Source organism: Muriicola jejuensis, assembly GCF_010671595.1.
GTDB lineage: Bacteria > Bacteroidota > Bacteroidia > Flavobacteriales > Flavobacteriaceae > Muriicola > Muriicola jejuensis.
Genome location: NZ_JAABOP010000001.1, coordinates 545332 through 566532 on the forward strand (window position 1 = coordinate 545332; position 21201 = coordinate 566532).

Consider the following 21201-nt stretch of genomic DNA (forward strand, 5'->3'; position numbering starts at 1 on the left):
GGTCTCTTTGACCCGGGATAGGCAACATTCCCTATGAAGAATTTGAAGAATATTTTGTAACACTATCCATTTTTAGGAGTCTTTATCATAGAACGACTAGCCAATGCGACATCCTTTTCTGATTGTCTGCATCCTGACTGCCTTATGTCTGAAAAGTTTCGGTCAGCAGCGCGACAGTACGATACAAAAAAGGCAGTACACAACCAGATCCATAGGTGAGTCTGCCCCTCCGAAGATCGATGGAGACCTGGAGGAGGGCGTCTGGGATCTGGTGGAATGGACGGGTGACTTTATTGAATTCACGCCCGATACGGGCACTTCCCCTACGGAACAAACGCTAATGAAGATCCTCTACGACGACAAGAACCTCTATGTCGCCTTCAAATGCTTCCAGGAAGACCCTAAAACCATAGAACGCCGACTGGGAAGAAGGGATACTTTTCCGGGGGATTGGGTAGAGATCAATATCGACAGTTACAATGATGACCGTACAGCCTTTTCCTTTACCGCTTCATCCTCAAGTGTAAAAAGTGACGAATTCGTATCAAATAACGAGGAATTTGACAGCAGTTGGAATCCCATTTGGTTCCTGGGCACAAAGATCGTCGAGGACGGATGGACCGCCGAGATCCGAATTCCACTGAGCCAGTTGAGGTTCAGCAAAGCCCAGGATCAGATCTGGGGGCTTCAGGCCACCCGCCGCTACTTCAACAATGAGGAAAGATCTGTCTGGCAGCCGGTAGATGCCAACCCTCCGGGGTGGGTAAGCGAATTCGGTGAATTACAAGGTTTGATCGGCCTCATCCCACAGAAACAATTAGAGATACAGCCCTATATGCTCAGTCAGTTAGACACCTATGAGGCTCAGGAAGGAAATCCCTTTCGGGACGGGAGTGATTCGAGGTTCGCAGGCGGACTCGATGCTAAAATCGGAATTACGAATGATCTTACCCTTGATCTGACCATCAATCCCGACTTCGGACAGGTTGATGCGGATCCGGGAGCCATAGCCCTGGACGGATTTGAGATCTTCTTTCAGGAACGAAGGCCATTTTTTGTCGAGAATAAGAATGTATTCGACTTCGGACTTGGAGGCGGCCCCGACAACCTGTTCTTCTCCCGCAGGATAGGGCGGACGCCACAGGGATTTACGACTGAAAACTCTGCCCTGGGAGAGTATGCCGATGTCCCTAATTTTACAACCATACTCGGAGCGGCAAAATTTAGCGGGAAAACCGCCAACGGCTGGTCTGTAGGATTGCTGGAAAGTGTCACGGCCAAGGAATTTGCGGAAATCAGACTAGACAATCGTCCAGAAATCCTCAACGGTCTTCCTCTGATGGGTACGGAGCGAAGAGAAATCGTGGAACCCCTCACCAATTACCTGGTTGGGAGGGTACAAAAGGATTTCAACGACCGGAATTCATATGTGGGAGGAATCTTTACCGCTACCAACAGAAAATTGGAAGAAAATCTGGATTTCCTGCACAAGGATGCCTATAGCGGCGGCTTGGATTTCAGACATAACTGGAAGAACCGAACGTATTACGTAGAGGGTATTGTAGCTTTTAGTAAAGTCTTTGGGGATGAGGAAGCCATCAGCCAGACGCAGAGATCGATTACCCATCTCTTCCAACGGGAGGATGCCAGCCATGTGAGCGTGGATACGACCAGGACATCCTTGAGCGGAACAGGCGGGCGGTTTGAGATCGGAAAAAGCGGAGGGGGGAACTGGAGGTATAATTTCGGGGGATACTGGAAGTCGCCCGAACTGGAGCTCAACGACATTGGTTTTTTGCGCCAGGCCGATGACATCAGGCAATACGCCAGTTTGAGGCGAGTCTTCAACCAACCTACATCCTGGTTCAGGCAGGCCAATTTTCAGGTGGAATTATCTTCTGCATTCGACTTTCAGGGAAATTACAATCGCATACAATATGAATTGAACGGGTTCATCAACTTCACCAATAATTACCTGATCGATTTCGGGGCAGCCCACAAACCGAGGATCTTTACGAATACATTCCTCAGAGGGGGGCCCCGATGGAGGTATAACGAAGAGAATTACTGGTACGCATTTTTGGGAACTGACCTACGAAAAAAATTGAGTGTGATCGCGGGCACGGTCAATTCACAAGCCACCCAGAACAATTTTTCTTTCTACAATTATGAATTCCGGTTAAATTACCAACCCATAAACGCCCTGAGTATCTCCCTGAGTACCGAATACTCTCAGAGTCCCAACCGCACCCAATATGTCAGTGAACAGAATTTTGGAGGACAGTCCAGGTATATCCTGGGGGCCATCGACCAGGAGACCTTGAGTACGACCCTGAGGATCAATTATAACCTCAACCCAAACCTCAGCTTGCAGTACTACGGCCAGCCATTTATTTTTAAGGCTGATTTCTCTGACTTCAACTATGTTGTCAATTCTACAGCATTCGATCTGGAAGAGCGCGTGCGTTGGTATGGGGATGACCAGATCCGATTCAATAATGGAATTTATGAAATAGACGAAGATCGAAATGGAGTCGTGGATTACAGCTTCGGGGACCCCGATTTTGCCTTTGTTCAGTTCAGATCGAACCTGGTCCTGAGGTGGGAATACATTCCGGGCTCGGAGATTTTCCTCGTCTGGTCACAGGGTATTACCGGGAACGGAAATGTGGACGATTCTTTCGGGGCCATCATCAACGACCAATTGCTGAACCAAAAGGCGAACAACACCTTCCTAATCAAGGCCACGTACCGGTTCAACCTGTAGTCCCCCTGGGCCAGCTTAATAAATTACTTTTTAAGGGAAAGGGATATAGGTCTGATCACCCGGTACCTGCGGAAATTTTCTTTCTTCCCACAATTTCCTTGCTTCCTTGAGCCTGTCGCGGTCCGATGACACAAAATTCCACAGCAGATACCGCTCCTCTTGCAGGGGTTCTCCCCCAAAGAGGAGGATCCTGGTGTCTTTCCCTAGGTCCATAGTGCACATTTCCCGTGTTTTGCTGATAAGCATCTGCCCTTGACCTACTTCTTCCCCATCCAATTGGATAGACCCTTTGACGATCACAAAGGCCACCTCTCCCTGGATCTGTTTGCCCAGATCAAGTTGGGCGTCCTCATCTGCCCTGATGTCGACCATAAAAAGGGGAGAATACCCCTGCAGAGGTGACTTTCTCCCAAAGGCCGTTCCGGCCACCAGGATGAGCTCACAGTGGTTTTCCTGCCACCTGGGGAGGTCTGAGGCCGGAAAATAGTCGAACCTGGGTTCCATTTCTTCCAGTTCTTTTGGCAAGGCGACCCAGATCTGGTACCCGTGCATGGAAAAGGCCTTCCCATTCCTGAGGTGTGCCGGGGTGCGTTCGGTATGTGTCACGGCCCTGCCAGCGGTCATGAAACCCACATCACCAGGCTTGACCACCTGTACAGAGCCAATGCTGTCCCTGTGTTCGATCGCCCCTTCGAACAGGTAGGTCAGGGTGGAGAGCCCGATGTGTGGGTGCTGGTTCACATCGAAATAATTTCCCGGACCCAGTTCAGCCGGACCCATATGGTCGATAAAGGTGAACGGTCCTACCTGCCTTTTCTCCCTGAAAGGTAAAAGCCTTCCCACCATAAAATTCCCGAGATCCCGCTGGCGTTCATCGACCAGCATTTTGTTGTTAGCCATAGGTGAATTTAAAAAATGTTGATATCGATAATCCTCAAATGGATAATACCGTAAATAGGTTTCACTTAAGACATTTACTCTTCTCAAGGAAAGACAAGTTCATCCTGCCGAGATCCATTCCCGGGCTGATACCTCATCTCTAAAACCTTTGAACTGCCACTCTGAATTGAGGTTTTTAGACATGGCCACGTATTTCTCGATCTTTTCTCTGATCCGTTCATTGTCTGCGATATAGGCCAGTTTGAGCTGCATCCCTGACCTGCTGGCTTGTACGTCGTTCATGGTGATCTCCACCATCTCCATGGGCCGCCATTCCACGCCTTCAGTTTCCAGGGTATGAACGATCTGGTATTTGGCTTTTTCTGAGCGAGGGTCGCTGAAGAAAGTTTCATTCGCCTTTTCGATCTCCGCCGAGGTCACATGCCCGTAAAACTCCCATTTGATCCCGCGTTCTTCCCAAATTGTTCTAAAAGGCATGTTTTTCTATTCTTCAGTTCCCTAAAAGATACTGAAAAAATGGAAAGTCCTCAAATCAGAAGTCACGGTAATTCCCAGAGAGAAACTCATTCGCCTTGGTTTCCCTGAAACTGGCATTTTCACTGTCCCAATGGAGCTTCTTATTTGGGAAGCGGCCTGCAATTACACCAAGCAAAATGGTCTCGGTTAACCTGGCTGCATAGGAGAAGGGGGCCGTACAGGTATCCGTACCCAAACAGGCATCGACGAACTGGTGGTAGTGCTTATTGCCTTCAAGGGCATAGTCCCTGACGGGTTCTCCCAATTCACCCGAGGAAACAAAGGGTGAGACATCGATCTCCACGTATTTTCCATCCACGATATGCCTTGGCAACTCCATAAAATGCGGTAACAGGAGCCGGCCTTTTTCCCCAATGAACATCGCTCCCTGCAAGGGGAGTTTCTCTTTGTTCGGCAACCTGAGGTCCTTATGTCCAGGAGGTGCTCCTTTGCCGTCGTACCACACCCATTTCAGCGTCTCCGCAGTATAGGGGGTCCCCGGAAATTCGTAAGTTACCGTGTTCTTCTCGGGATAGCCAAAGCCATTGGGCTTGCGGCACTTGTTCTTTACAGTGAAGGGAACGTCCAATTCCAAGGCATTATAGGGAGTATCAAAGATATGGACCCCCATGTCTCCCAGGGTCCCGCAACCGAAGTCGACCAGCTTACGCCAGTTCATGGGATGGTATACCTCTGCCTTATAAGGCCTGTCAGCTGACGTTCCCAGCCAGAGGTTCCAGTCGAGATTGGAGGGGACAGGATCCGATCCGGTGGGCTTGGGACCGTCATACCCCCAGTTCTTGGGAGACCAGGCGTGGACTGTGGATACTTTTCCTATGATACCCGATTGGATCAATAGGGTTGCGAGCTTATAATCATAGAAGGAATGCACCTGTATCCCCATTTGAGTGATCAGGTTCTTTTCATCTGCCAGTTTTTTCATCGCCCGTACCTCCGAAACATGGTGAGCCAGGGGTTTCTGGCAATACACCGGTTTGTTGAGCTGCATGGCCAGCATGCTGGCCGGGGCGTGGCTGTGATCAGGGGTGGAAACAATTACTGCATCGATCTCATCAGCCATTTGGGAGAACATCATCCGGTAATCTGCAAAACCCCGGGCATCGGGATGCAATTGCCTGGCTGCTTCCAGGTTATTTGAATCCACATCGCATAAGGCAACCACTTTGACCTTCTCGTGGGAAGAGATCGATTTGAGGTCCTCTGCCCCCATGCCGCCCACGCCTATATGAGCAGTACGCAGGACCATTTCCTGGGAAGAGGACCACATGGAAGCAGGAAGAAGGGATACAGAGGAGGCTACGGCCGTGTTCTTGAGGAAATCTCGTCTTTTCATAATTTGTTCAGGTGTTGATCTGTTCCTCCCGGCTCTGGAATGTATACCGGGATTATCCTACTCCAAAGCAGGACCGTCATAAAGTTAACTATTTCGATCAAAGAAAGGGGGCAGGACAAAAAAAAACCACCGCTTTAACGGTGGTCTTTATTTGGCTTTGATGTGCCTTTATTTCGCCTCAAGAAAGGAATCGAAGTCCATCAGTTCCACGGCTTCTATACCTTTTATCTTCTTTTTCAGCGTATTTAGTGTTTTAACCGCACTGTCAAATCGATCCGTCAAAAGGCTCAGATTCTCCATATCGGCAGCGGATGGTTTGTCATAACTCGATGCCACCTTGCTGTAGAGGTCGGCGAGCTTTTCCCTGAGCTGGGGTTCAGCCAGGCCCACATAGTTGTCCCCGGTGGTCACCACGAGGGTTTCCTTCAGCTCCCTGAGCTTGGCGGTCGTCTTCTTTTCCTTGTCTGCCTCGAGTTTAGCAATGAGTTCATCGACCTCATAAACCAGGTAGGCAAGTTGCTGGGTCATGTCGTATAACTTCATGGTCACTTCGTGCTTGAGTTTTCGATCCTCACCGGACAGGGGGCTGTCCTGGTCATATACCAGGTCGAACGTATGCTCAAAGGTTTCCTTCCCTTTGGTGATCACGGCCTTGTATGTACCCGCCGGGACCTGTGGGGAGGTGAATCCTCCGAAACTGAAGGTCTTGCCTTTAGCCACCTTCGGTTGTTTTAGGTTATAGGACCAGTTCACAATATTGATCCCTTTTGATTTTCCGGGTCCGAGTTCCATGAGCGTATTCCCCTCCATGTCCTGTATTTCCATGGTCATTTTTCCGAAGGTATGCCGCTTACTCAGGTAGTATTTGATCAGTACATCCTTTGATTTATTTCTACCGACGAACTGGGTCTCTGTGCCAAAATTTCCCGCAAAAGAGCTTTTTTCATTGATCACAGTGGGTTCATTCTTAAAGAAATGCAGGGTCTTGCCCATGACTTCTTCGTCTAGCTCCCTCAGGGGAGATATATCGTCGATGATGATGACGCCCCTTCCGTGGGTTCCCATGACCAGGTCGTTGGTCCCTTTGTGCAGATCGATAAAGTGAACTGCGACTGCCGGCATATTGTTGGTGAACTTACTCCAGTTACTACCACCGTCCATGGTGATGTACAGGCCGAACTCGGTTCCTAAGAAAAGGAGGTCCGGATCTTCGTAGTCTTCCTGAATATTCCTGGCGAATCCTTTTACCTGATCGGTGATAATGTTCGTCCAGGTCTGGCCGAAGTCCGTAGTCTTATAGGCATAGGGAGTCATATCGTTCATGGTATGCCCGTCAAATACGGCATAGGCTGTCCCTTTATCGAACACACTTGCTTCTATATGATAGCACCAGGTATTCTTCGGCAGCCCCTTGATGTTGCCCACGGTATTGGTCCATGTCCTGCCCCCATCCCGGGTGACTTGTATGTTGCCATCGTCCGTGCCCACCCAGATGATCTTCTCATCGAGGGGAGATTCGGCAATGGTAAAGATGGTGGTATGGTTCTCTGCCCCTGAGTTGTCCATGGAAAGGCCCCCGGAGTCTTCCTGGGCCTGCTTGGCCGGGTCATTGGTCGAGAGGTCCGGGGAAATGATCTCCCAGGTGTCTCCCATGTCCTCAGACTTGTGCAGATACTGACTGCCCATATAGAATCGATCGGGCTGATGGGTGCTGACGGCCATGGGCGGGTTCCAGTTGAATCTCAGTTTTTCCACACCCCTTGAAGGTTGCGGCTGGATGCTCTTGCTCAGTTGCCGGTCCACATCTATCCTCCACACATTTTCAGCCCCCTGCATTTCCGAATAAATGATATTCTTGGTCGGGTGTTTCAAGACCCTGAAACCGTCCCCGGCCCCTACTGAATTCCAGTCGCGTGCCTCCACCCCACCGGGGGAGGAAGAAGGACCATACCAGGAGCCATTATCCTGCAGCCCACCATATACGTTATAGGGAGTGGCATCATCCAGGCTTATATGGTAGAACTGGGAGAGAGGGAGGTTCTCCACGATCTCCATGGTCGTGCCCCCGTTCCAGCTCCGGTAAATACCCCCATCGGTCCCCACGTACATAATGTCGGAATCCTTGATACTGAAGGCGATGTCATGGATATCACTGTGCATATTCCCCAGATTCTTGAAGGTCTTCCCCCCATCCCGGGAAATGGAACCGCTTAGTCCGCCTTTGACCACCACGTTCTCGTCCCTCGGATCCACGACGATTCGCGAGAAGTAGAAAGGCCTCACGGTAATGCCGAAGTCATTATTGAGCTGACTCCAGCTCAGCCCGCCGTCATCACTTCGGTAAAGTCCTTTTCGTTCGTCCTTTTCAGCTTCTATGACCGTGTATAGTACCTGTGGGTTAGACGGGGCCACGGCGATTCCGAGACGCCCGAGGTCTCCTTCGGGAAAACCATTGTGTATCTTCTTCCAGGTGTTCCCTCCATCGGTGGACTTGTACAGGGCACTGTTGCTGCCCCCAGAAGTAAAGGACCAACCCGTCCTTCGAAATTCCCACATGGACGCATAGAGCACATCAGGATTGGTAGGATCCATGGCGAGATCTGCGCACCCGGTTTTCGGATCGATATAGAGCAATTTGCTCCAGGTAAGTCCGCCGTCGGTCGACTTATACACGCCTCTCTCATCGCTATCTCCCCAAAGTGCGCCGAGGACACCGACAAAAATCTCATTGGGGTCCTGTGGATTCACAATAATACTGGCTATGCGCTCAGATTTATCAAATCCGAGCTTTTCCCAGGAGCTGCCCCCGTCCTTAGACCGGTACAGACCATCTCCGATAGAAACGGAGTTGCGGGTCCAGGTCTCCCCTGTTCCCACATAAATGGTATTGTCAGGGTCTGAGGGGTCGAGGGCAATGGCACCAATGGATTGGCAGTACTCGTCAAAAATGGGATTGAAAGTAGTCCCGGCATCATTGGATTTCCAAACACCCCCACCAGCTGCACCTGCGTAGAGGATCCTGCTGTTCGAAGGATGCATTTCGATGTCGTTCACACGTCCGCTCATCAGGGCGGGGCCTATATGACGGGCCGTCATATCACCGAATAACTCCTTTCCGTCTATAGAACCGGTAGCCTGGGCTTCTGTCACAACAGGAGACAGCAACGCCACCAGCATGAATGAAAATATGGTCTGTTTCATACGCCTTGGTAAAAAAAGGACCCTTTTCGCAAAGGGTCCGTGGTTTATAAATTACTTTTTCTCGTCTGTGGCCATTTCTTTCGGAAAAGCGAAGGCAGCATCGTCTACGGCAGGATTGAGTTCAATGCTGAGGATGGTCAACGGACTTGAACCCTGGTCCTTGACTCCCTGGGTCATGGAGAATGGAAAGTACAAACCATCCACTTCCTGATAATCGCTCAGGGTGATCTCAGAGATCATCCCTTTGGCAGGGCCGGATTTTATCTCTGACTGTACGGAGATGGGAACGAAATTCTCGGTGTCGAAGAAATAGTAGCTCACATCTTCTTCCTTATTTCCATCGATGGTCAGCGGTTCCTTTACCAACTTGATCTTGAAGGTTTCCGTTCCTTCAATGGTTTCGGTGCCCATGAGTTCCACGGTATAACCCTTTTCCTTGTAGTCGAGGAAGGAATCGGGGAAATCATTCGTGTTGAGTTTAAAGTTCTCTGTAGTTTCAGCATCGCTCTTCTCGGCCTTCATGGTCATGAAATTATCACTCCACAAAGTCTCTCCGTCAAAAACTCCCTGCTTGATCTCCTTTCCCTGGAAATTGATGAGCGTCATCTGCCTGCCATCCTTTAATTGAATGATCTCCAGAGGGATTTCCATGCCCTGCTGGTTTACCTTGGCGGTCATCTTCATCCCCTGAAGATTCCTTAAATTTTCCTTCCCTCCGATATTCTCGAAGTAAGTTTCCACGATTTCATCGGCGGTCTGGGCAGAGCCCATCAAAGGAAGGGCCATGATCGCAATGGCCAGTATGCATTTGATTGTTTTCATTTTTTTCAGTGTTATGAATTTAATGGGTTTTGGAATAAGTACTAAAAGTACATCGTTTGTTACACAATGTCAGAGAAAGATTTAAAATTTAATCAAAAAATGGACAGACATGATATACCCTGTCCTTTTTGGGTGCTACCCTAACAGATTTCGCTCGTAATATAGCTACAGGGATTCCCTTTGCTATGAATTTAAAAATCAGTTATAAAAATCCTTTAGCGCGGAAAACATGTGATCAAGACCCTGATCAATAATATGTTGTACCTTGGGATCCGTGCAATTGATCAATAGGGATACCACAATCTCCTCTTTCGGATAGACGAAAAAGTTACTGTATCCGCCCACACCATTTCCCACATGGCCAACAAATTCTCTTCCTGCAGCATCCCTGCTCACCTGCCATCCCAGGCCGTAGTAGGTGGATTGACCTTCCACTTCCTGGGCAGTGAGAAAAGCTCGCATCACCTCCGAAGGCAGGAGAGAATCATCCAAACAGGCCCTCCCCAGCCTGGCGAGGTCTTCGGAAGTGGAGAGATACCCTCCTCCGGCCAGCTTGTAACGGTTGTCGACTGGGATAGCCGGGCGAAATCCCGATCTCGATCTTGTGTAACAGACGGCGGCGTGATCCGGGAGGTTTCCCGGTGTTTCCTCAAAGGTATGCTCCATATTCAGGGGTCGGAGTACCTTCTCCTTCACATAAGCTGAAAAAGGCATCCCACTCACCTCTTCCATGGCCAGGGAAATAAGGACCCAGTCAAAACTATTGTACAGGAATCCCGTCCCCGGCTTAAACTGCAGGGGGTCATCCTGGAAGATCGCCAGGCTGTCCCGAATGGACAAGGACTCGTTCCGGGCGTATTCCCTCCCTTTGTAACCCCTGATGCCTGCGGTGTGTCCTGCCAGCTGCCTGAGGGTGAAGTCGTATTCTTTCTTCGGAAAATAAGGAACATAGGTGTAAAGGGATTCGTCCAGGTCGATCTCCTTATCGGCAACCATCCTGGCCAGCGCCATGGCCGCAAGAGGTTTGGACGCACTGGCGATCCTGAAGAGGGTTTTCCGGGGATCGACCGGTATTCTTTTTTCGAGGTCGGCATAGCCAAAGCCTTTTTGATAGAGGGTCTTCCCACTATGCAGGACGGTAAGGGCCATCCCCGGTACTTTCCTTTCGTCCACCAGCTCCTGAAAAGAAGAGTCCAGTAGCAGGGCAGAATTCACATTTTCCTGCTTGGATGCAGCCGAAAAAAGCGTTTTGAAAAAATCAGTGATAAAGCGCATACCTCAGTCGATATAGATCAGCTTACCTCGGAAGAGCTCCTCCACGGAAACCGAGTCGGGCCGATTATAACTCCGCACATCACCCGTACCCCGGATCACACCTCTCAAAATCTCCTGGGGGTTCACGAGTATGTCATTGCTTCCCCTGTGGTTGACCTCCACTTCCCGGGCCAGGAGCTCTTCGGCTTCGATCCTGGAATCGCCTGCAGCAATAGTGACAGCAAATAGCTGGGTTGCACCCCGGAGCCGGAAATAGGCGATCCCGTTGGCGACCACGCTGACCTGCTGGGCATCCACATCCAGGTCGAAAGCACCATCCGTGGTCTCCGTTTCCGGGTTGTTGAAGCTTTCCGAGATAAGTGCGAGATTGGGAAAGGTGAGTGTTCCTTCACTGGCGATTGTCCAGCCCGTGCTGCTCCTGACCTCGTCGATATCAGGTGAAGTCACGTAGATCTTTGTGATTCCGTATTCCCTGAAGAGGTTGCAATTATTCTCATTTCTAAGAACCAACCTGTCACCTTCCACCGTCGCAGTCACTTCCTTCCTCAGGTATTCCCCCGTTTCCACCAGGACCTGCTGCTCAACCCCTGAGGCCAGAATGAGTTGTACCCCCTCGAAAACAGTGATCTTCCGAAAGCAAGGAAGCTCTACCTCTTCCCTGACGATATCTCCTGCATTCTGAAAACAATCGGGCACATTTTCTCCGTTGCAACCCCAGAGCATCACCCCCATGAAAGCGATCCAAAGCAAACGATGTACTATTCTTCCCTTTTCCATATCTGTTATAGCCTGATCCCTATGCCCAGTTCCACAGCCTCGGCCTTAGCCGCGTGGGATTTGAGGCTTAATGCCGCAAACCAGCGATCCCCGAAATAGCGCTTCACCCCCACCCGGTTGTATACCTGTCCCTCAAAATCGAAGGGGTAATACACATAGTATCCCAACTGGGTGATCACACTGAGTTTGTCAATGAACAATTCATGCCCCAGGAAGAGACCCACCCTTTTGAAATCCGTGTCTCCATCTACATTCAATTCCGGAAAGGAGATCGACTGAAAACGGATAAGTTCCTTCAGGAAGTTGGAATAGAACACCTCCGCACCTAATTGTATGGCACTCAGCCTGCCCAGCCTTTTGTCTGCATAGGCCGAGAGGATGTAGAAGGGGAACTGACCAGAGTTGATGACATCACTCTCGTTAATCCCCGTCCTGAATACCAGGTTCAGCCTGACCGGTTCCTCTATAGGCTCTTCCACTGCTTCGAGAAAGGGAGTTTGCCTGTCGCCCTTGAGATCGTAGACCACCCCTGCATTGAAGGCAAAGGTGTTGGTGGAAGTGTTGGGTGCTTTTACGTTGGCATTGGAATAGTGAATGAGGGAGATACCCGCCTTCACTCCAAGGTTTCTGAAAAGGTTGGGCCTCAGATAATTAAAAACGAGGAAGGTGGAACTCATCAGGTGGGTACCGTAGGCATTGTTCCTGAAATTCTCCTCCTTGTCATAGGGATTGGTATTGTAGGCCACCCCCTGACCAATACGAAACTGGAGATTCCGATTGAGCAGATAGAAATTGTAATGCAAATAGACCCCGAGATTGACACCCAGGGTTCCGTTGTTCATGTCCTGGTAAACGAGGGAGACGCCTGTATCCGGATAATTGAATCGTCCCTCCCACCCTTTGTGCCCGAAGGTCTGCTTGCTGAATCCGAGGATGATCCCGGAGGGGTGTTTCCGGATCAGGTGTGAGATATCCGTATTGTGCAGGAGGATGGAGCCGTAAAAAGGGGTAGCATCCAGAGTCCACAATTCAGGGGTCTCGCCTTCCTGGGAGATCCCTCCCCTAAGGCATAGCAGACCAATAAGAAGGAGCCAGTTCTTCATCCGGGCGTAAAAATAGGAATTAATCGGCTGGTGTATCTCTCAGCCCTTTCTTGATTTCCATTAAAATAAGGCCCTGGCGATCTCCCGGATATTGTCGCTTTTACCCATGGAATAGTAGTGCAGCACAGGCACACCGGCCTTCTTTAATTCATTGGACTGGGCAATGGCCCATTCTATGCCCACCTGCCTCACAGCCTTGTTATCCCTGCATTTCTCCACGGCATCTATCAGGTCCTGAGGCAGATCGATCCGGAATACCTGAGGGAGCAGTTGAAGGTGCCTTTTGACGGCTATAGGCTTGATACCCGGAATGATTGGCACATCAATGCCGATCTCCCTGGCTGCAGCTACAAAATCAAAGAATTTGCGGTTGTCGAAAAACATTTGGGTGACGATGTAATGAGCCCCCAGGTCCACTTTTTTCTTAAGCCATTTCAAATCGGTCTTTATGGAAGGAGCTTCCATGTGCTTCTCCGGGTACCCTGCGACCCCTATGCAAAAATCGGAGCAGCTATCCGTTTCTATGACCTCGTGCAGGTACTGGCCCGAATTGAGATTGCGTATCTGCCTGACCAGGTCCGAGGCATACTGATGACCTCCAGGAGTAGGTTCAAAATATTTTTCCTCCTTCATGGCATCCCCCCTGAGGGCCATGACGTTGTCTATGCCCAGGTAATGACAATCCACCAGCAGGTATTCCGTCTCCTCCCGGGTAAACCCCCCACAAAGCACGTGTGGAATCGCGTCCAAATCGTATTTGTGCATGATGGAGGCACAGATGCCCACCGTTCCCGGGCGCATGCGGGTGAGTTTTTTGTCGAGTAACCCGTCGCGATCTATGTACACGTATTCCTCCCGTGAGGTGGTCACGTCCACAAAGGGCGGCTTGAATTCCATCAGGGGGTCTATATTGTCATACAACTCCTGTATACTCCTGCCTTTGATGGGCGGGATGATCTCAAAGGAGAACAAAGTCTCCCCTTTTGCATTGGCTATGTGTTCTGTTACTTTCATCCTATCATACTTATTCTTCTGCCAGGTTGGGTGACAGCCATTTCCGGGCTTCTTCCAGAGAGATCCCCTTTCGGCGGGCGAAATCCTCCAGTTGGTCGGCCGTGATCTTCCCCAGACCGAAATATCGGGATTCCGGGTGGGCAAAATAATAGCCGCTTACACTGGCGGCCGGGTACATGGCCAGGCTTTCGGTGAGTTTTACTCCGATCACATCTTCTACCTCGAGGATATCCCACAGGGTCTTCTTTTCAAGATGGTCCGGGCAGGCAGGATATCCAGGTGCGGGCCTGATCCCCCGGTATTTCTCCCTGATCAGTTCGTCGTTGGAGAAGGTTTCTCCATTCGCATAACCCCAATATTTGGTCCTTACCTCCCTGTGAAGGTACTCAGCAAAGGCCTCAGCGAGCCTGTCTGCCAGAGCCTTTACCATAATGGCACTGTAATCATCCAGGTCCTTTTCGTACTTCCTCACCCAGGTGTCTGTCCCAAATCCCGCGGTCACACAAAAACAGCCTATATAATCCCTGATCCCCGTGGTTTTCGGAGCGATAAAATCCGCAAGCGCCAGATGGGGCACCCCTACCTTCTTTTTAGACTGCTGCCTGAGGGTCCGGAAAACTGCGGGTTCAGGCTCCGAATCTAGGTACACTTCTATATCATCGTCATCTACTGAATTTGCGGGGAAGAGCCCGAAGACGGCCTTTGCTTGCAATCCCCGTGCCCTTATGAGTTTATCCAACATTCTCTGGGCATCCGCAAACAAACTGGAGGCTTGCTCCCCCACAACCCGGTCTTTAAGTATGTCCGGATATTTCCCGTGAAGATCCCAGCTCCTGAAAAAGGGAGTCCAGTCGATAAATGGCCTGAGCAGGCCGAGGTCTACCTCAGTCAAGACGTGCCTGCCCGGCATTTTCGGTTCCTCGATCACAGCAGAATCCCAGGCCAGCTTTAATTTGTTTTTCCGTGCCTCCCCAAGGGGAATATATTCCTTCTTCCTCCCCCTTTCCAGGAATTTCTCCCTGAAGTCGGCATACTCCGTCTTTATTCCCTTTTTATAGGCGTCCGATCTTTCCTTTTGGAGGAGGTCTCCTACCACGGTTACCGCCCGTGAAGCGTCGTTTACGTGGACTACGGCCGACATGTATTCGGGATCGATCTTCACCGCCGTATGTGCCTTACTCGTGGTGGCTCCGCCGATCAGCAGGGGGACCCTGAATTGCTGTCGTTCCATTTCTTTGGCCAGAAAGACCATCTCGTCCAGAGAGGGAGTGATAAGGCCGCTTAACCCCACCACATCCACCTGGTGTTCCCTGGCCTGCTGTATGATCTTCTCCGGGGGAACCATCACCCCCAGGTCTATGATCTCGTAGTTGTTGCAGGCGAGCACCACACTTACGATGTTCTTGCCGATATCGTGTACGTCGCCCTTTACGGTGGCCATGAGGATCTTTCCCGCCTTGCCCCTTTGGGAGGCTTCCTTTGACGCTTCTATAAAAGGGGTGAGGTAGGCTACGGCCTTTTTCATCACCCGGGCCGACTTCACCACCTGGGGCAAGAACATCTTTCCGCTGCCGAAAAGGTCACCAACTACATTCATACCATTCATCAGGTAGCCTTCGATCACCTCAATGGGTTTGGTGGCCTGCTGTCTTGCTTCTTCCACATCCACCTCGATGTATTCGTCTATTCCCTTCACCAGGGCACGGGTGATGCGGTCCTGCAGGGGCAGCTGCCTCCAACTCAGGTCCTTTTGGTTTTGCCTGGACTTCCCCACCACCCTTTCGGCAAAATCCAATAATCGTTCTGTGGCGTCATCTCTTCGGTCCAGGATCACGTCCTCCACGTATTCCAGCAGGTCTTTGGGGATATCGTCATAGACCTCAAGCAGGGTCGGGTTCACGATCCCCATATTCATCCCGGCCTTGATGGCATGGTACAAAAAGACGGAATGCATGGCTTCCCGCACGGTATTATTCCCCCGGAAACTGAAGGAGATATTACTCACGCCCCCGCTCACGCTGGCGTGGGGAAGGTTTTGGCGGACCCAGCGGGTCGCTTCGATGAAGTCGACCGCATTTTTCCGGTGCTCTTCCATCCCCGTGGCCACCGGAAATACATTCAGATCAAAAATGATGTCTTCAGGGGGAAACCCCACCTTTTCCACGAGGATATCATAGGACCTTTTCGCGATCTCGATACGTCGGTCATAGGTATCCGCCTGCCCTTTTTCGTCAAAGGCCATCACGATAACAGCGGCACCATAGCGCCTGATCAACTTTGCCTGCCTGGTGAATTCATCCTCCCCTTCTTTAAGGCTGATGGAATTCACCACACATTTTCCCTGCACCACCCTAAGGCCGGCTTCCAGGATCTCCCATTTGGAGCTGTCGATCATGACCGGGACCCGTGCGATATCGGGTTCGGCCATAAGCAGGTTGAGGTACTTCACCATGGCCTCTTTCCCATCTATGAGCCCATCGTCCATATTCACGTCAATGATCTGGGCCCCTCCTTCCACTTGGTGTCTGGCGATCTCTACTGCTTCATCGAACCGGCCTTCCTTGATCAGGCGGAGGAATTGTCGGGAACCGGCCACATTAGTGCGTTCCCCTACGTTGACAAAATTGCTTTCCGGGGTAATGACCAGGGGTTCAAGACCCGAAAGCTTCATGGGCCTGAAATCCACAGAGTTCGGCCCTTCATTGAGGGTGCCGGCATTTACTTTATGGGAAGGTGAATTCTTCACGCAGGTATGGAGCATTTTCTGGGTTTGTATTCCTTTACCATGTCTGCGATCGCGCGGATGTGTTCGGGCGTCGACCCACAGCATCCTCCTACGATGTTCACGAGACCTTTCTCCAGATACTCCCTGATCTGGGAGGCCATTTCAGCCGGACTCTGGTCGTACTCCCCGAAGGCGTTGGGCAACCCAGCATTGGGATGGGCTGATACCGGATAGTCTGTCCTGGCCGAGAGGACCTGTAAATGGGGAACCAACTGTTTCGCGCCAAGGGCACAGTTAAAACCAACCGAAAGGAATGGGATATGGGACACAGAGATCAGGAAGGATTCCGCTGTCTGGCCAGAGAGGGTCCTGCCGGAGGCATCGGTGATCGTCCCGCTTATCATCACGGGGATGGGTATCCCCTTCTCTTCCCTGAGTTCTTCTATGGCGAAGAGGGCGGCCTTGGCATTCAGGGTATCAAAGATGGTCTCAACCAGCAGGATATCCGCTCCCCCTTCCAAAAGGGCCGATGCCTGTTCGTAATACGCTAGCCGGAGGGTCTCGAAGGAAATGGCGCGAAATCCCGGATCGTTGACGTCCGGAGACATACTGGCCGTCTTATTCGTTGGCCCTATACTGCCGGCCACAAAGCGCGGTTTGTGAGGTTCCCGGGCTGTGAATTCATCGGCCACCTCCCTGGCGATCCTGGCCGATTCCCTGTTCATCTCAGCCACATAGGCCTCCAGGTGGTAGTCTGCCATAGCCACGGAGGTAGCGGAAAAGGTATTGGTCTCGACAATGTCAGCTCCTGCCTCAAAATACTTGGTATGGATCTCCCTGATGGCCTGGGGCTGGGTAAGGGAAAGGAGGTCGTTATTTCCCTGCAGGGGATGGGGCCAGTCGGTGAACCTATCCCCTCTGAAATCGGATTCGCCAAAACGGTACTGTTGCAACATGGTTCCCATGGCCCCGTCCAGGACGAGTATCCTCTCTTGCAATATATCCTCTAATTTCGCCATAGTACTGAAATTAACCCCTTTCGGGAAGTCAAAAAATGATATATCAAGAGAGAGGGAGATCAGGATTCCCGATCGAGAGTTATCTGTCCCGCACGCAGCGCGATAGAATGTAGCACCTTCTTTAGGAGTTAAAGGGTTGCTAAGGTTTCACAGGGTCTAGTCCCTCCGCCTTTCTTGATAACGTTTTCAATGTATGAATGAACACCACAAAGAAAATCTACTCCGCGGTCATTTACAAGGAATTATTCCAATTTTTACAGGAATAGGACGAGGACGATCAGGTTTGATCCTCAACCAGAGGACGCGTGATCTCATTCATCTTAACCACCTTGTCCTCAAAACTGCCTCCCAAAGTCTTCCTGTAGGCGTGCAGATTCTGGACGAGCAGACTGATATCTTCGGGAAGGATGGCCTCGAAGAACTGACGCAGGCGCTTGGCGGTGGTGGGGGATTTCCCATTGGTGGAAATAGCGACCTTCACGTGGCCCTTGGTGACGATTCCGCCCATATAAAAATCGCAGAGAGGTGGGTTATCTGCCACATTGACCAGCAAGTGACGCTGCCTGCAATCATTGTATACCTGTAGATTCACCTGGGGATCATCGGTAGTGGCGATCACGAGGTGTTGCCCATCCAGGTGCTCGGGATGATAAGGCTCCTTTATCCTACGGACCTGATGCCGGTCAGCGATCCTGGAAGTCTCAGGCCTAAAAAATGGGGCTACCATCGTCACCCTGGCATCCGGGCTCGATTTCAACAGAAAATGCAGCTTTTCCTCCGCCACGTAGCCTCCCCCTACAATCAGTATGTGGAGCTGGCTGGTCTTTAAAAAAATGGGGTAGAGATTATTTCGTTCCATCAGACAAGGATTTCAGAGTTATACTCCTGTTGGAGCCTGAGTAGCTGATCTCTGTGGTTTACCACTTCTCCTATCACGATAATCGCCGGATTACTCAATTGCTCCTGTTCGACCACTTCAAGGATGGTCCCTATCGTGCCTGTGCCTACCTTCTCGTTGGCGAGGGTTCCATTCTGGATGACTGCCACGGGCTGGTCGGATTTACCTTCCCGGGAAAATGTACCGACGATCTCTTTGAGTTTGGCCATACCCATAAGGATCACCACGGTGGCAGATGACCTGGCGGCCAGTGCGATATCCCTACACAATTCGTGTTTGCTTGTCGTCCCTGTGATCACCCAGAAACTCTTGGATACACCGCGTTTGGTCACAGGTATATGCTGGCCCGAAGGAACCGCGATACACGAAGATATCCCAGGAATTACGGTTACTTCCAGACCGTGTCTTACAGCATATTCCACTTCCTCCGAACCCCGACCAAAAACAAACGGATCCCCCCCTTTGAGACGTACTACATGTCCGTGAGAATTCGCCCTGTTCACGATGAGCTCATTGATCTGGTCCTGCTGGTAGGCATAGCACCCCTTTCTCTTTCCCACGAAAATGTGTTCCGCCAAAGGGGCATATCCCAAAAGGTCAGGGTGTACCAGGGCATCGTAGAGTACGACAGCCGCAGCTTTCAGAGCTCTAATCCCCTTGAGGGTGATAAGATCCGGATCGCCCGGTCCGGCCCCGACAAGGGTGAGTTTTCTGAGGCTATGCATGGTTGAGTTCCTGTTTGCGGTATTCCTTGGCCCGATTGATAAAATCCCCTGCCTCTCGGAAGTAGGAGTTTGCGAAACCGGCTCCCGGGGCCTCCTGGTTAATTTTCAACACAAAATCCTCATAGGATTCCATCCATTCAATTCTTTGCGTCCGGATGAAAAGGGCATCAAATTCCTGAATGATCCCCATATGGGTATTTGTATTCACATCTTCGGCCGTGAGCAGGGCCTTTGCGGTATTGATCAGTGCACTATAAGAATAATAGATGCTTACTGCCCATCTTCCCTCCTCCAAAGCAACCTGCGCCTGGGCCAACTTTTCATCGCTTTCCAGAAATAAGGTGGATACGAGGTCTATGATCACCCCTGCACACTCCCCTACGCCTATCGCTTTTTCATATCGTTCGGAAGCTCCCCAATCCACAAAATCTGAGGGTCTTAGATTTTGGGTGTCCAGCAGAGGCTTGAGTAAGTCATAGAAATACATTTGTCCCTTTTGCGCATAATACGAGTGATAGGGCTGGCCTTTTCCGTTCTTTTCGTAATCGTCCAAAACCTGTCTCAGGGCATCCGGCCCCCTCTTACTGGGGATTTTACATACTTTGTCAGCAAAGACACCGCGACCGTCTCCCAGGTTACCACCTCCCAATAATACCTGTAAAGCGGGTGCGACCCTTTTGTCGGGAGTCCTTATCGACATGCCTTGAAAACCAATATGTGCCATGCTGTGCTGCCCGCATGCATTCATACAGCCACTGATCTTAATCACTATATCCGAATTATTCACATAGTTGGGGTACTCTTCCCTGATGATGCGTTCCAGTTCGGTGGCGATCCCCGTACTGCTGGCAATACCGAGGTTACAGGTATCTGTCCCCGGACAGGCTGTGATATCTGCTGAGGTATTATATCCGGGGTCGGCCAATCCCATCTGCTTCAGTGCATTGTAAAAGAAAGGCAAGGAGGCAACGGGGACGAAAGGGATAAGGATGTTCTGCCTCAGGGTCAGCCTGATTTCATCTCCGGCATAGGAATGAATCAACTTTGCGAGGGACCTGGCCTGGTGTGTATAGAAATCGCCCAGGAACACCTTGATACCGATCGCAACAGACCCTTTTTGTTTTTGGTTTACCACATTTGTCTTCTGCCATTGCTCGTAAAGGAGGTGATCCTGTACGGGCGATTCAGGTGCATTTTTTAGGTTCCTGTCCTTATGGGTATTCTCATTCCCTTCGATAGAGAATACGGAGAAAGGAACGGCCCTGGTTTCTATTTCCAGTAACTTTCTGAATTCATCCAGACCGAGCTCTTTCAAAAGGAACTTCATTCTTGCCTTTGCTCTTACCTTCCGCTCCCCGAATCTGTCGAACACCCTCAATACGGCTTCCATCAAGGGGATGATACGGTCTGTTTCCAGGAATTCATAGAGTACATCGGCCTGTCTTGGCTGTGACCCGAGTCCACCCCCTATCATCACTTTGAACCCCTTTACGCCCTCTGAGACCTTGGCGATAAAACCGAGGTCGTGCATGTAAGACAAGCCTGTATCTGATTCCGATGATGAGAACGAGACCTTAAATTTTCTACCGAGTTCCTGACCTACGGGATTTCTGAGAAAATATTCAAAGAGAGCCTGGGCGTAGGGGGAAACATCAAAAGGTTCTTCGGGGTCTATGCCCGCCAGTTCACTGGCGGTGACATTCCGTACCGTATTGCCGCATGCTTCGCGCATGGTCACCTTGTCCTTTTCGAGTTCGGCCCATAGCTCAGGAGTTCTCTCAAGGTCCACATAATGGATTTGTATGTCCTGGCGAGTGGTGATGTGGAGCCTACCTGTGGAATATTCATCGGCCACATCGGCGATCCGGGTCAGCTGGGCAGCATTGAGCTTACCGTAAGGGATCTTGATCCGCACCATCTGAACCCCTTGTTGTCGCTGTCCGTACACCCCTCTGGCCAGGCGAAGACTCCTGAATTTTTCCTCCTGTATTTCTCCTCCCTTGAAAGCCCTGATCCTGGCTTCCAGGTCCAGAATATCCTGCTCAACTATCGGATCCTCTATTTCCGTCCTGAAACTTTTCATTATCTATTATTCCTATCTTTTT

General features: G+C 50.7%; 15 protein-coding genes and 1 riboswitch. Of the genes, 1 reads left to right on the forward strand and 14 read right to left on the reverse strand.

Features of this window, described 5'->3' with window-relative positions; translation table 11 throughout:
- Positions 1 to 103: 103 nt before the first annotated feature.
- Positions 104 to 2767, forward strand: coding sequence for a DUF5916 domain-containing protein (locus GWK09_RS02525; protein ID WP_163691435.1), 2664 nt, complete (start codon positions 104 to 106; stop codon positions 2765 to 2767).
- Between the two features lie 30 nt (positions 2768 to 2797).
- Here GWK09_RS02525 and GWK09_RS02530 read toward each other — a convergent pair whose 3' ends face one another.
- The 14 genes from GWK09_RS02530 to GWK09_RS02595 form a co-directional block, all read right to left on the reverse strand.
- Positions 2798 to 3667, reverse strand: a complete 870-nt coding sequence (locus GWK09_RS02530; protein WP_163691436.1) for a pirin family protein — start codon at positions 3665 to 3667, stop codon at positions 2798 to 2800.
- Positions 3668 to 3766: 99 nt separating this feature from the next.
- A complete protein-coding gene (locus GWK09_RS02535; RefSeq protein ID WP_163691437.1) occupies positions 3767 to 4144 on the reverse strand; it encodes a hypothetical protein in 378 nt (125 codons plus the stop codon).
- A gap of 55 nt (positions 4145 to 4199) precedes the next feature.
- The gene (locus tag GWK09_RS02540; RefSeq protein ID WP_163691438.1) at positions 4200 to 5537 is read right to left on the reverse strand and encodes a Gfo/Idh/MocA family protein; all 1338 of its coding nucleotides are present in this window, start codon (positions 5535 to 5537) and stop codon (positions 4200 to 4202) included.
- A gap of 168 nt (positions 5538 to 5705) precedes the next feature.
- Positions 5706 to 8738, reverse strand: a complete 3033-nt coding sequence (locus GWK09_RS02545; RefSeq protein WP_163691439.1) for a WD40/YVTN/BNR-like repeat-containing protein — start codon at positions 8736 to 8738, stop codon at positions 5706 to 5708.
- A gap of 51 nt (positions 8739 to 8789) precedes the next feature.
- Positions 8790 to 9560 carry an outer membrane lipoprotein-sorting protein gene (locus GWK09_RS02550; RefSeq protein WP_163691440.1) on the reverse strand — a complete coding sequence of 257 codons (771 nt, stop codon included), beginning with the start codon at positions 9558 to 9560 and terminating at the stop codon, positions 8790 to 8792.
- A gap of 198 nt (positions 9561 to 9758) precedes the next feature.
- The gene (locus GWK09_RS02555) at positions 9759 to 10835 is read right to left on the reverse strand and encodes a serine hydrolase domain-containing protein (RefSeq protein ID WP_163691441.1); all 1077 of its coding nucleotides are present in this window, start codon (positions 10833 to 10835) and stop codon (positions 9759 to 9761) included.
- A 3-nt stretch (positions 10836 to 10838) separates the two neighbouring features.
- Positions 10839 to 11612, reverse strand: coding sequence for a head GIN domain-containing protein (locus GWK09_RS02560; RefSeq protein ID WP_163691442.1), 774 nt, complete (start codon positions 11610 to 11612; stop codon positions 10839 to 10841).
- Between the two features lie 5 nt (positions 11613 to 11617).
- Entirely contained in the window at positions 11618 to 12715 is a 1098-nt protein-coding gene (locus tag GWK09_RS02565) for an acyloxyacyl hydrolase (protein WP_163691443.1), read from the reverse strand.
- Positions 12716 to 12775: 60 nt separating this feature from the next.
- A complete protein-coding gene (metF, locus tag GWK09_RS02570) occupies positions 12776 to 13729 on the reverse strand; it encodes a methylenetetrahydrofolate reductase [NAD(P)H] (protein ID WP_163691444.1) in 954 nt (317 codons plus the stop codon).
- A gap of 10 nt (positions 13730 to 13739) precedes the next feature.
- Positions 13740 to 16400 carry a methionine synthase gene (metH, locus tag GWK09_RS02575; protein WP_163692486.1) on the reverse strand — a complete coding sequence of 887 codons (2661 nt, stop codon included), beginning with the start codon at positions 16398 to 16400 and terminating at the stop codon, positions 13740 to 13742.
- A 71-nt stretch (positions 16401 to 16471) separates the two neighbouring features.
- Positions 16472 to 17473, reverse strand: coding sequence for a homocysteine S-methyltransferase family protein (locus GWK09_RS02580; protein ID WP_163691445.1), 1002 nt, complete (start codon positions 17471 to 17473; stop codon positions 16472 to 16474).
- Positions 17474 to 17549: 76 nt separating this feature from the next.
- Positions 17550 to 17657: riboswitch (SAM riboswitch) on the reverse strand.
- A gap of 93 nt (positions 17658 to 17750) precedes the next feature.
- Positions 17751 to 18332 carry a precorrin-2 dehydrogenase/sirohydrochlorin ferrochelatase family protein gene (locus GWK09_RS02585; RefSeq protein ID WP_163691446.1) on the reverse strand — a complete coding sequence of 194 codons (582 nt, stop codon included), beginning with the start codon at positions 18330 to 18332 and terminating at the stop codon, positions 17751 to 17753.
- Positions 18332 to 19096 (reverse strand): uroporphyrinogen-III C-methyltransferase, encoded by a 765-nt coding sequence (gene cobA, locus GWK09_RS02590; protein ID WP_163691447.1) that lies wholly within the window; start codon positions 19094 to 19096, stop codon positions 18332 to 18334. The genes GWK09_RS02585 and cobA overlap by 1 nt, the downstream gene beginning before the upstream one ends.
- On the reverse strand, positions 19089 to 21179 hold the full coding sequence (locus GWK09_RS02595; RefSeq protein ID WP_163691448.1) for a HEPN domain-containing protein: 2091 nt from the start codon (positions 21177 to 21179) through the stop codon (positions 19089 to 19091). The genes cobA and GWK09_RS02595 overlap by 8 nt, the downstream gene beginning before the upstream one ends.
- Positions 21180 to 21201 lie beyond the last annotated feature (22 nt).

Excerpts from the sequence above, each read along its gene's own strand:
- GWK09_RS02560 (WP_163691442.1), bottom strand. The coding sequence starts at position 11,612 with ATGGAAAAGGGAAGAATAGTACATCGTTTGCTTTGGATCGCTTTCATG.
- GWK09_RS02525 (WP_163691435.1), top strand. The coding sequence starts at position 104 with ATGCGACATCCTTTTCTGATTGTCTGCATCCTGACTGCCTTATGTCTG.
- GWK09_RS02585 (WP_163691446.1), bottom strand. The coding sequence starts at position 18,332 with ATGGAACGAAATAATCTCTACCCCATTTTTTTAAAGACCAGCCAGCTC.
- GWK09_RS02545 (WP_163691439.1), bottom strand. The coding sequence starts at position 8,738 with ATGAAACAGACCATATTTTCATTCATGCTGGTGGCGTTGCTGTCTCCT.
- GWK09_RS02530 (WP_163691436.1), bottom strand. The coding sequence starts at position 3,667 with ATGGCTAACAACAAAATGCTGGTCGATGAACGCCAGCGGGATCTCGGG.
- metF (WP_163691444.1), bottom strand. The coding sequence starts at position 13,729 with ATGAAAGTAACAGAACACATAGCCAATGCAAAAGGGGAGACTTTGTTC.
- GWK09_RS02580 (WP_163691445.1), bottom strand. The coding sequence starts at position 17,473 with ATGGCGAAATTAGAGGATATATTGCAAGAGAGGATACTCGTCCTGGAC.
- GWK09_RS02535 (WP_163691437.1), bottom strand. The coding sequence starts at position 4,144 with ATGCCTTTTAGAACAATTTGGGAAGAACGCGGGATCAAATGGGAGTTT.
- GWK09_RS02595 (WP_163691448.1), bottom strand. The coding sequence starts at position 21,179 with ATGAAAAGTTTCAGGACGGAAATAGAGGATCCGATAGTTGAGCAGGAT.
- GWK09_RS02540 (WP_163691438.1), bottom strand. The coding sequence starts at position 5,537 with ATGAAAAGACGAGATTTCCTCAAGAACACGGCCGTAGCCTCCTCTGTA.
- metH (WP_163692486.1), bottom strand. The coding sequence starts at position 16,400 with ATGAAGCTTTCGGGTCTTGAACCCCTGGTCATTACCCCGGAAAGCAAT.
- cobA (WP_163691447.1), bottom strand. The coding sequence starts at position 19,096 with ATGCATAGCCTCAGAAAACTCACCCTTGTCGGGGCCGGACCGGGCGAT.
- GWK09_RS02550 (WP_163691440.1), bottom strand. The coding sequence starts at position 9,560 with ATGAAAACAATCAAATGCATACTGGCCATTGCGATCATGGCCCTTCCT.
- GWK09_RS02555 (WP_163691441.1), bottom strand. The coding sequence starts at position 10,835 with ATGCGCTTTATCACTGATTTTTTCAAAACGCTTTTTTCGGCTGCATCC.
- GWK09_RS02565 (WP_163691443.1), bottom strand. The coding sequence starts at position 12,715 with ATGAAGAACTGGCTCCTTCTTATTGGTCTGCTATGCCTTAGGGGAGGG.